We start from the raw sequence: 11,248 nt of genomic DNA on the forward strand, positions 1-11,248 counted from the left end.
CATCATGGATGTGAAGTGCTCCCAGCCTACTTCTCGATTGCCGGCAGCCTTATGAGCGCGGTAGTGCCGACTCCAAGCTCACTCGTTATGTCTAGTCCGCAGCTTTCCCCGTAGAGCAGCTTCAATCTCTGATTGACATTGTAAAGAGCGATGCTGCCCTGAGGCGAGTTGTCGCTTAGCAGGGAATCCTTTAGCTCCGTCAGCCTGCCCGGTTGAATTCCTGCTCCGTTATCGGTTACACGGATCAGCACGATGGAATGCTCCATTGTTCCCGTTATGCTAATTCTCGCTTCCGCCCCCACTTCATGAAAGGCATGGATGACCGCATTCTCAATGAGAGGCTGGATGGTCAGCCTTGGAATGTAGAAGCTCTTCGTATTTAAATCAAAATCAATTGTGAGCGAAATAGGGGCGCGATGTCTAAAGTTAATGACATCAATATAGGTCAGCGCATGGGTCAATTCCATTTCAATCGGGATCACTTCTTCACCCTTGTTGATAGTTATACGCATCAATTTGCAGAAATCATCGATCATTCGGGTTGCTTTGCTTTCACCGCCAGCCTCATACATCGCTTCCCAGCGTATGATGTCTAATGTGTTATATAGGAAATGGGGATTAATCTGCATCTGGAGAACATTTAATTCGGCTGTTGCTTGGTTCAGTTCTAACGTTTTCTGTTTGATTTCCGAGACGTAGATTTGATCGATCAACGTCTTCGTATGATCCGCCATATTGATAAATTGGTTGCCTAATAAGGTAATCTCGTCCTGACCAGAAGGTGTATAGCTGACATTGAATTCATTGCTGGGAAAAGCGCCCATGGCCCTCATCAGCTTATTTAATGGCTGCGAGATGCTGATTGTCGTCCAATAAGCAACAATAATGGACAGCATAATAAGCACGGCTACAATCGAAAGGCATAGGTTGCGGATGTTGTAGGCCGGCTGCAGCAGCTTGTCTTTGTCAACGATATGAACAACGGACAAATCCGTATAAGGAACCTGCTTGTAAACAATAAATACTCGGGTCCCGTCCATCTTGCCGTTATAGACACCCTCCCTGTTGGATGCAATCAGCGGAACAATATCTCTTGCTGTGGAGAAGTTAGGCTCGGATATATTCAGATTAATGCCCATAATAGCCCCGTTCGGACCAGTAAGAAACGTATTTCCGCTTCCGTAGAAGGCATAGGATTTCAACGAATCCGTGAGCACGCCTACCTTGATATTCAAGACGAGTACGCCAACAAAGTCGTGGGTCTCCATATCATAGACGGCTTGAGTCATCGTTATGAGATCTGTCATACCATATTTAATGGTCTCGCTTTTGTAGAAAAGATCAGTGACTCTGCTTGTATCAAACCAAACGGGATATCCATGCTGCTCCATGGCAGCGGTATAAAACTCGCTCTCTCGAAAGCGCTTTAAATCGCGGATATAACCGCCGCTTCGTTCTCCATAGCTGTCAATCATCGTGTACTGGTCCGTTGGCGTAACGACTTGCAGGCTTGCAATATATCCGTTGTTCATAGCTACGGAGTTCAGCTTTCGTCCGACCGCAAGGCGGTCTTCCATCGAGGCGTATCGCAAAGCGCTTATTATCGCGCTATCGGAATAGATTTGAACCGCCGCACGCTCAAAGGAATTCAACTTATCCGTTATTTGAACATTAACATTCTGAACGAGCAAGGATAGAAACTTTTCCATGTTCGTTTCAATTTCATTGACGTACTTGTTGTACGTGAAGAACGTAATGAACAGAGACGGCAAAATAATAAGAACAAAAAACGCAACTACCAGCCGCTGGAAGATACGGGTGGAACGCAGCGCCTTAATCATGACATGAGAAAAATGAACGAATCGATTTTGGATCCCTCTGATCATTATATAAGCCCACCTAATTTTTTACCTTGCAAGATTTATTTCCATTATAGATGAATTCAATGAAAAGAAGAACTGCAGGAGGCAGTTCTTCTTCTTACCATATATGGTATTAACTATTGTTTGGATTTCTCGTTAAAACTATCCAATACTTCCGAGGCAGCCAGCTTCTGAGCCGCTTCGAATTCTTTGGTCGGATCTGCATTCGGATCCGTCAGCAATTTCTGTACGGCGCGATCCACGTAGACACCGAAGTCGGCTTTACCGTAGAATTCAAGTCGGCCGACGTCCGTTACGCTCTTCAGCACTTCGGCGTACTCTTCAGGGAAGTCGAAGAAATCATTGATGTTCAGATCGTCGCGAACCATAACTACAGGGTTGCCCGCACCTTTGCTGGCAATATTCTGGAAATTTTTCGTCATGTAATCCTTAGAAATTTGGTATTTGATGTACTCCCAAGCGGCATCCTTCTTCTCTTGTGTCGTTTTCGCATTAATCACAAAGGTGCTGCCGCCAATGGCTGTAGCGGTTTTGCCGGATGGACCTGCCGGCGGCAGCATCAATCCGATGTCCTCCGGCTTCATGCCGAGCGAGATGGCCCAGCTGACCCAGTCGCCGGCGAACGGCATCATACCAATCTTGCCCTGAGCGAACTTCTCAATCAGATTGTCAAATTTCAACGTAAGGTCGGATTGCAACACCTTATCGGCGCGCAGCTGCTTATAGAACTCTGCAGCCTTGATTACAGCAGGATCCGTAAACGTCATTTCAGCTGTACCGTCAGCATTTTGTTTCGTTAAATCTCCACCGGCCTGCCATACATAGTATTGGAAGAACCATTCGGTCCATTCCGCCGCAAGAGTTGAGTAGCCGGATACTTGACTGGAAGGATCGTTAATTTTCTTAGCCACTTCCAACGCTTCATCCCAAGTTTTAGGAAGCTCCGTTATACCTGCTTTTTCAAACAAGGCTTTGTTATAGCCGAACAGCATGGGGGAAACGCCATTCGGAACACCCATGACTTTTCCGTCTACTGTAAACATATCGACATACGTTTTATTGAAATTGCTCCATTCGTCCCAGTTATCAACATAGTTGTTCAGCGGCTCCAGAATTCCCGCCTTCATATATTTATCCATCATCGTAAAGGAAACACTTACAAAATCAGGAGCATTGCCGGCCGCAACCGCTTGATAGAATTCATTCCCTGGGTCGCCTTCCTTCACGACTTTGTTCAACGTGATGTGAGGATGGCTGTCCAGGAATTCCTTTTCCATTTGAGCTCCGAAATCATCCTGCTCGCGGCTTGTGACCCAAATCGTCAGGGTGACGGGTTCCGGCTGCTCTTTCTTATCGCCTGTATTGGCAGAGGGAGTTGAACTTTCTTGCCCGCCCGTATTGGACGAATTGCCATTGTTGCTGCCGCAAGCGCTTAATACTGAAACCAGAAGAATGAGGGACAATAATGTCAGAAGCGTTCTTCTTTTTGTCATCTGTTTGACCTCCGTTTGTATTGGTTTTTTCCGCCAAAACGAGTTCGTTATGAGCGTTAAGTAAAGTCTAGATCAGTTTTTTCGAAATTTATAGGCTGTGGATTGAACCTAATGGTACCTAAATTCAACTTTATGATAGCGCTTTATTTATTTTCGATCCCCTCATTATCCGACAGCTTGATACCTGCACAAAAAGTAAAAAACAGGTCCCCTTAATATTAATTATGCATCCTACCGTCCGCCGCCGCCGATTGATAACCTAATATTCAAGACCATACATTCAGAAACGGAGGTTACATCATGGCAGCCCAAACGCCCTCAAAAAAATGGCTGAATCAATCAACCAGACACAAGCTAGCTCCATGGTTATTGCTCGCGGCGCCGATTTTATTAACCGCGTGGCTCAAGTACTACCTTATATTTAAAGCGTTTTATATTTCACTTTTCGATTACGATCCGATCAATTCTCCCGGCAGATTTATTGGATTCGACAACTACAGCCGCATGTTTTCCACAAGCTATTACTGGCAGGCTTGGGAGAATACATTTGCCTTTCTGATCCTGAGCTTAATTATGGCTTTTTTTATTCCGATTATTCAAGCTCTGTTCCTTAATGAAATATCGCGCTGGAAGCAGGCGTTTATGACCCTGTACATCCTGCCGGCGCTTATCCCGACTGCTGTAAACGTCATCATTTGGAAATGGATCTGGCATCCGGATTACGGTGTTGCGAATCAGATCGTTACCTTTTTCGGAGGTCAGCCCCAAGCCTGGTTAAGCGATCCTTCCTTAACGAAGTTCTCGATCATCTTCCCGGGCGTCATCGGAGGAGGAATCAGCGTACTGCTCTATTTGTCGGCCATCCAGGGCATCTCCAAAGATATCGTGGAATCCGCTCAATTGGACGGTTGCGTCGGTTGGAAGCGAATTCGTTATATCATCTTGCCAAACATCCGATTCTTAATTTTCATCCAACTGGTTATGGCGGTGATCCAGACGATGCAAATTCTCGATATCCCTTATATGTTTGCTTCCGGCGGTCCGAGCGGTGCGTCAACATCGATGGGCATCTATATCTTCAACACCTTCAAGCAGGATTTCAATTACGGTCGGGGCTCTGCAGCCTCCATGGTCTTGCTGATTGTCATTGCTGTCATATCCGCCATACAAATGCGACTGGATCGTACAGAAAGAGACTAGAAGAGGTTGTTCAAACCGGACTTTTTGAACACGACTAAAAGGAGGAGGTCTTAAGCATGGAAAAAGAAAAAAAACACGGCGCGGACAAGTGGCTACAAATCGTCGCTTACGTCGTTACCATCGGATTTGTCGTCCTGCTGCTCTACCCGCTGCTCTATACGATTAGCAATTCAGCCAAAGACAATGTGAAGATTTACGATATGCCGCCAAGCATCCTTCCAGATCGCGCGCAAAGCATGACCGTCGTTGTCGATTATTCAAAACTAGGGTCGGTCAGCGAGCAGGATTTACTCGATGCCGCGATGCGCGACAATGCGCTCGCCATGTTCTCGACCGGCTATGAGCTGCCTCGAGAATCGATATTTGAGATCCAATTTTATGGAGTGAAGGACAACAAGACCGTTTTCTATTCGAGAGCCCATAAGATGAAGCTGGAGCTGATTCGCGACTTTGGCGTCTACCAGGGCAGTGTCGTGAAATCCGATGTGCTGCTGCACGGCGATCGATATGTAAGAGCGAACAACACAATTGGTTACAAATTCGATCCGAACGGCCTTGACAACAAGCCCAAGTTATCGAGCTTGAATGACAAGTATACCACGACATTGTCGGGTTTATTTTCCGAGATATACGATTTGAACGGCGAATTGACCAGCACTGGCGTGAAGACAAAAAATATGCTGCTGCTGGAAAGCTTCGTGTACTATCTGCAGATGCCGTCCTATGTTTATTCGCAGAATGAGACGATTGCTGAGTACGGCTTCCTAACGTTTATTTTCAATACAGTTGTTGTCATCGGGTGGGCGATTATTTCGCAGGTGTTCCTTTGTTCGATTTCTGCCTTTGCCATCTCCAGACTGCTCAGTCCAAAGGCCGGGCGCTACGTGCTGCTGTATTTCCTGGGAGCGATGATGATTCCATTCGCGTCGATCATGCTGCCGCAGCTTATCATGTATAAATCAATGGGATCTTATAACAATTACGCGGCGCTGCTGCTGCCGTTCCTGTACCCGTTCGGATTTTATGTGTACTTATTTAAAGGGTTCTTCGACCGGATTCCGAACGATTACTTTGAAGCCGCAAGGATAGACGGGGCAAGCAGCTTCTTCCTGTACGCAAAAATTATGATGCCGCTGTCGAAGCCGATCATCTCTCTGATCGCGCTGCAGACGTTTATCGGCAACTGGAACGATTTCTTCTGGGCATGGATGGTTACGGAAAACCAAAGTCTCTGGACCTTGAATGTAGCGCTGTACAACCTGTCCATGAACGGCAATACGAAGCAAAACTTCATTCTCGGGCTTTCGCTCGTCATGATTGTTCCGGTTATATTAGCAACCGCATTGTCCTCCAAGCAATTGAAGCAAAGCATTATGTCATCTGGAGTGAAAGGGTGATCATTCATGTTAACTGATAAAATGTTAGATATTGTTATTGATTTGCCCCAGCCGCCAGAGGAACGTGTCATTAATGTACTCGACTTCGGCGCCTCTACGGATCCTTCCTTCTGCAACCAGCTTGTGTTTCAACAGGCTATCAATCATTGCAAGGAAACAGGGGCCTCCCGGCTCCTTATTCCTTACGGCGTTTATTACTTTCATTCAAACCCGCTTGGAGACGCTTTTCTGACCTTTGACGGGTTGATCGATTTTACCGTGGACGGCTGCGGGTCAGAGCTCCGATTTGGTTACCCGAAGATGTTTACGAAGGTCATCAATTGCCACAGGGTTCGGCTTCACCGCCTTGTGCTGGATTGGAACTGGGAGATTGCGCCTTTGGCCAGTGTGGGAGTTGTTACGAACGTAGAAGAAGGCGGAGCTTACTTCGATATGGAGTTCCCGGCTTATATCGAGATTCCCGAGCAATGGCGGATCCATATCGTCGGGCCGTTTGATCCCGTTCGCTACACGCCTGGGACGACCGGCGGCATGGAGTACCGCCCTTATAAGAATGAGCATGCGCTTCTTAGCGAGCAGGCAGGGACAGACGCGGAGATGCAGAAGCTCGTCCGGGAGCTGTCGAACATTATTCTGGGCATGGAAAAAATCGGGCCGAATACGATGCGGTTTTACGCTTCCAAGCCCTCTTGGACCGCCGCGCGGATCAAGCCGGGACAATGCTACAATCTGCGGCACTATGAGTATGATACAGTCGCTGTGTTCTTGTTTGACAGCAGCCACATCACCGTCGACCGCGTCACCATCTATTCATGTCCAGGGAGCGGATTTGTCGGCAACGGCGCCATTCACCATATTCACCTGGACCATTGCAAGATTACGCAGCGTCCCGGCACAGACCGCCCGATTTCCACTTCTGTGGACTGCTTCCATATTGCCAACTCCAAAGGATATTTCATCATTGAGGATTGCGAGTTCGGGTATGCGGGAGACGACTGCATCAACATCCATGACAACACCTCGATGGGCGTCAAGCGTGTGAATCAGCATACGTTAACGGCCTTGAGAGTAAGAAAAAATTCTCTGCTGTTCCAAATCGGGGACATCATCGAGCTGCGTAACCCGGACTTGTCGCCGATGTCGTTCCGATCTCCGTTGGTCGAGGTCAGCTACAACGAGGATGAGCATACATGCACGCTTACGTTTGAAAGCGCCTTGCCGGAGCAGCTGGATGAGAATACGGTGTTGTTTAACCGCCGATTCTCCACGGATCATTTCATCATCCGCAATAACCGCTTTACCCATAACCGGGCTCGCGGCATCTTGATTCATGGCTCACATGGCATCGTGGAGCACAATGTGTTTGAGAATATTCAAGGGGCGGCGATTCAAATTGAATCCGGCTGCGAATCCAGATGGTCGGAAGGAACTGGGGTACATCAGCTTGCAATCCGTCATAACATCTTCCGCAATTGCGATCTGAACGCTTGGCAAATGGCTGTCATTTACATGGGGGTATATCTGCCTGGCGGTAGAACGTCATATCCGATCTTCAGCGATATCTGGATTGAGCACAATACGATCGTCAACAGCCCTCGCATGGCGATGTTCCTTTCTTCCTGCCGCAATATTACGGTCCAGGGAAATGCCATCATCAATGCGAACCAAGTGCCGCTAGAGCAGCATCATTACGGCTCCAGCCAAGAAGAAGCGCCGATCTATGATGAAGTTTACCAGGGAACCATCTATCTTCTTCATGCGTCGGACGTGACGATTGCGAATAATAAATGTATGTCGACGACCACCCGGTTTGAATCAGGCATCCACGCCGACGCGGATACGACCCGTAATATTGAAATCGAGCAAAATACAGGGTTTGCCGATACAATGCGATAGAAATGGAGGTATGATTATTCCTATTTCATTAGGTTTAGAGGAAGCCAGCTACAAGTATGTTCATGGGGTCGTCAATAAGTTTACGATCCCCTTTGACGAACGCAAGCCCATTGCGCTTGACTGCGGCAGGAACGACCGCGCAGCCGTCCAGCTCCTTGTGTATGCGGAGCACGAAATGATCGTCTGCGTGAATGAAGACAATTGCTTCTACGAGCGCGGACCGACCGATATGGTCCGCGTTAGCGTAGAAGTTCCGGGGCTTTCGGAAGGAAGCGCGAAGATGCAATTAATCGGCTTGTCGAGGACGATGACCGGCAGTTGAAGTCTGATATCCTCCTGCATCAATCGGCGATCCACGTGGAAGCCCGCAAGGTGCAACCGATCTGGATCGAGGTAGAAATCGGCAAGGAGGTCCCTCCCGGAACCTACACACCGCAAATCACGGTATATGGTCACCGCATGTTTCAGGACGAGCAAATTATCCGGACGATGACCTTTGATATTCATGTAGTAAACACGATGCTTAGCGATCCTCAAGATTATACATTCCATCTCGATTTATGGCAGCACAATTCCAACATTGCTCGGAAATATGATGCCAAGCTTTGGAGTGACGAGCATTTTGCCATTCTGGATCCATATCTCGCTTCGCTGGCTGCCCTCGGCCAAAAATCATTGACGGTCATTGTTTCCGAGATCCCGTGGTCGGGGCAATATTCCAGCTATGACCGGATTGATCCTGCGAATATGTTCGAATATAACATTGTAGGTGTCACTCTGAAGGACGATGGACAATGGGTCTTTGATTTCCGGGCGTTGAACCGTTATGTTGAGCTCGGTATGAAGCATGGCATTAAGGAACAGATTGAAGTGTTCGGATTAATCAATATATGGGTGCTCGAAGACGTCGGCTTTGGCGGAGTGCTCGAGGATTACGACGATGCGATTCGCATCCGATATTGGGATGAAGCGAGCCGCACTTATAAGTATATGAAGCAGAAAAAGGACTTTCAGGAATATGTGCAGGCGTTGGAACAAAATTTCATTCAAAAGGGCTGGATCGACCTTGTAAGAGTTATTGCGGACGAACCTGCAGATATCGATTTATTTACTGCCCGTCTCAATGAAATCAAGGCGATGGCGCCTTCGTTCAAGTATAAGGCCGCCATCAATCATGCCTCTTTCATCGAACGGGAAATTGAAGGCATTCTGGACTAAATTCCGATTCTGGATTGCATCACTGGCGAGTACGATCATTTTCGGTCACTGCAATCTAAAGTGAAAGGTACCTTAACCTATTATGTCTGTTGTGTGCCGATGCTTCCCAACACGTTTATCTGCTCCCAACTGCTCGAGAGCAGGCTCATTCCTTGGCTCGCCTTTTATTTGAATGTGGACGGGTTCCTAAGATGGAACTACACGGTATGGCCGAATGATCCGTTGAACAAAATCTCCTGCCATTACCCGGTTTATCCGGCCGGCGATACGAATTTCGTCTACCCGGGCAAGGACGGTACGCCCCTGCTGACGCTCCGTTACAAGCTGCTGCAGAAGGGAATCCGGGACTATGAGATTTTTAGAAAGTATGTTGCCAAGGGAGGCCATAAAGAGCAGCTCCTGGAGCAAATGAAGACTGTTTTTTTATGGGAGAGCATTACCGAACTCCATCCGAATCGCCGAAAGACCCGCGAAGAGTTGTTTTCCCTGAGAGATGCGGACTATGAGAGGATTGTCTCCGACCTGCTAAGGCGATTGGCTGAAAATGAATAGGAAAGGCGAACTCAACACCAAGGCGGGGAAAAGCTACTCTATTGACGGTCTTCTTAAGCATACAGAATAAAAGCAAGCGTTTACATTAGTTGAAATTGCGAACCTTTTGTTTATTTTGCATCCTTCTTTGCGGGAAGCTTTCTTGATACGATGATCAAGAACCTACATTAAAAGGAGGATGCATTGTTATGAAGAAAAGGTTTGCTTTGTTAACTTTAGCCGCAACGCTGTTAGTCGGGACAATCCTTTCCATCAGTTCCACGTCGGTCCGGGCAGAAGGCCCATCCGGTACCGTATGGACGCAAGACTTCAGCAGAAGCGATGAGTTCGACAGTCTTGACTCATCCAAATGGGGTACTTCTCTCTGGTATGATACCTCCGGCGTATTTGCTTTCAAGCCTAACAATGTTAGTGTCTCCGGTGGCATTATGAAGCTGGCCGCCAAGAAGGAATCCTTCAATGGCAAATCCTACACGGCAGGCGTGTTGAAGTCGAAATTTCAGGTGGGCGCAAACTCGTATACCGAAATCCGAGCTAAAATGATCAACAAAAATGCCAATGTAACCGCGGCACTTTGGTTATCGGATGAACCTGTCCCATGGAGCAATCCGAATATCGAAATCGATATGCAAGAGTCATTGGATGCGGATGGCGCTCCACAGCGTGTCGAAAGTACGCTTCACACTTGGCCCCAAGACCCTGACTTTCATTTTGTAGCCGGAAACAAGAAATATATCGCATCCGCGCCCCTCGACAACGATTTTCATGTGTATGGATTGGAACGTCGGGACGGCAAGCTTCGGTTCTATCTGGATGGGGTAAAGTACTGGGAATATAATGCGTCCGTCATTAAAGAATTCGCTACTCAGCCCAGAAACGTTATTATGAGCATTGAAGGACATTCGGGAAACCCTGTGGACGCTTACCTGCCCTCCGATTTTGAAATCGATTACGTAAGAGTCTACTCCAGCACTCCTGTATTAAATGGCGGGTTTGAAGCCGACGGCGGTCAAGCTCCGACCGAGTGGCTGGAGTCCGGTGACACGGATGCCAGCTATGCGCCCTATCACCGCGGCGGAACCCACAGCGGAGACTATAAGCTGCAGCACTCCAAAGCCACCACTCCTTTTGTCGTAAACACGTATCAAAGGAAAACCGGATTAGAAGACGGACTATATACCTTAAAAGCATGGGTCGCCAAAAGCAGCGCCGCCAATTACAATTATTGCCGCATGTACGTGAAGGATTATGGCGGTGCAGAGCGGACTGTTGACGTGAACGGCAGCTCCTGGAATCAAGTCACCATATCCAATATTCAAGTTACCAATGGACAAATCGAGTTCGGTTTCTCAACCGATTACAAGGGCGGCGCCAACGACTGGGCTGTATTCGATGATGTGGAACTCTATAAACAATAAAGTTGGAGCATGACTTATGCAGTTCATTCCAAGTGATGGAAACCGATTAATAGTCATAGAAATGTAAGCTATAAAACGGAAAACCCCTTGACTTTTGGAAATCACCCCAATAATCGCGAAGAATACCTTTTCTAACGGGTATATCTTTCGAGATAATAGGTGATTTTGGTGAAACAAACCCTTGAAAATCC

Annotated in this window: 7 protein-coding genes and 1 pseudogene; 6 read left to right on the forward strand and 2 right to left on the reverse strand. The window is 47.5% G+C overall.

Annotation, left to right across the window (positions count from 1 at the left end):
- Nucleotides 1-26: 26 nt before the first annotated feature.
- Together RB620_RS26505 and RB620_RS26510 are read right to left on the reverse strand one after the other, a co-directional pair.
- Nucleotides 27-1,886 (reverse strand): sensor histidine kinase, encoded by a 1,860-nt coding sequence (locus RB620_RS26505; RefSeq protein WP_308099668.1) that lies wholly within the window; start codon nucleotides 1,884-1,886, stop codon nucleotides 27-29.
- 113 nt (nucleotides 1,887-1,999) lie between these two features.
- Nucleotides 2,000-3,376 carry an extracellular solute-binding protein gene (locus tag RB620_RS26510; protein WP_308099670.1) on the reverse strand — a complete coding sequence of 459 codons (1,377 nt, stop codon included), beginning with the start codon at nucleotides 3,374-3,376 and terminating at the stop codon, nucleotides 2,000-2,002.
- A 300-nt stretch (nucleotides 3,377-3,676) separates the two neighbouring features.
- On the opposite strand from RB620_RS26510, the gene RB620_RS26515 reads away from it, so the two are divergent.
- From RB620_RS26515 to RB620_RS26545, 6 genes and pseudogenes are all read left to right on the forward strand, one after another.
- Nucleotides 3,677-4,576, forward strand: a complete 900-nt coding sequence (locus RB620_RS26515) for a carbohydrate ABC transporter permease (RefSeq protein WP_308099672.1) — start codon at nucleotides 3,677-3,679, stop codon at nucleotides 4,574-4,576.
- Between the two features lie 56 nt (nucleotides 4,577-4,632).
- Entirely contained in the window at nucleotides 4,633-5,973 is a 1,341-nt protein-coding gene (locus tag RB620_RS26520; protein WP_308099674.1) for a carbohydrate ABC transporter permease, read from the forward strand.
- 6 nt (nucleotides 5,974-5,979) lie between these two features.
- Complete coding sequence (locus RB620_RS26525) at nucleotides 5,980-7,869, forward strand: right-handed parallel beta-helix repeat-containing protein (RefSeq protein ID WP_308099675.1); 1,890 nt, start codon at nucleotides 5,980-5,982, stop codon at nucleotides 7,867-7,869.
- A gap of 10 nt (nucleotides 7,870-7,879) precedes the next feature.
- Nucleotides 7,880-8,191, forward strand: a complete 312-nt coding sequence (locus tag RB620_RS26530) for a hypothetical protein (RefSeq protein WP_308099677.1) — start codon at nucleotides 7,880-7,882, stop codon at nucleotides 8,189-8,191.
- Nucleotides 8,192-8,226: 35 nt separating this feature from the next.
- A pseudogene (locus RB620_RS30435) lies at nucleotides 8,227-9,639 on the forward strand (DUF4091 domain-containing protein).
- A 188-nt stretch (nucleotides 9,640-9,827) separates the two neighbouring features.
- Nucleotides 9,828-11,057 (forward strand): glycoside hydrolase family 16 protein, encoded by a 1,230-nt coding sequence (locus RB620_RS26545; RefSeq protein WP_308099683.1) that lies wholly within the window; start codon nucleotides 9,828-9,830, stop codon nucleotides 11,055-11,057.
- Nucleotides 11,058-11,248 lie beyond the last annotated feature (191 nt).

Origin of the sequence: Paenibacillus sp. LHD-117, assembly GCF_030929555.1 — a bacterium.
Taxonomy (GTDB): Bacteria; Bacillota; Bacilli; order Paenibacillales; family Paenibacillaceae; genus Pristimantibacillus.

Coding starts and splice junctions, on each gene's coding strand:
- RB620_RS26505 (WP_308099668.1), bottom strand. CDS start 1,886: ATGATCAGAGGGATCCAAAATCGATTCGTTCATTTTTCTCATGTCATG.
- RB620_RS26510 (WP_308099670.1), bottom strand. CDS start 3,376: ATGACAAAAAGAAGAACGCTTCTGACATTATTGTCCCTCATTCTTCTG.
- RB620_RS26515 (WP_308099672.1), top strand. CDS start 3,677: ATGGCAGCCCAAACGCCCTCAAAAAAATGGCTGAATCAATCAACCAGA.
- RB620_RS26520 (WP_308099674.1), top strand. CDS start 4,633: ATGGAAAAAGAAAAAAAACACGGCGCGGACAAGTGGCTACAAATCGTC.
- RB620_RS26525 (WP_308099675.1), top strand. CDS start 5,980: ATGTTAACTGATAAAATGTTAGATATTGTTATTGATTTGCCCCAGCCG.
- RB620_RS26530 (WP_308099677.1), top strand. CDS start 7,880: ATGATTATTCCTATTTCATTAGGTTTAGAGGAAGCCAGCTACAAGTAT.
- RB620_RS26545 (WP_308099683.1), top strand. CDS start 9,828: ATGAAGAAAAGGTTTGCTTTGTTAACTTTAGCCGCAACGCTGTTAGTC.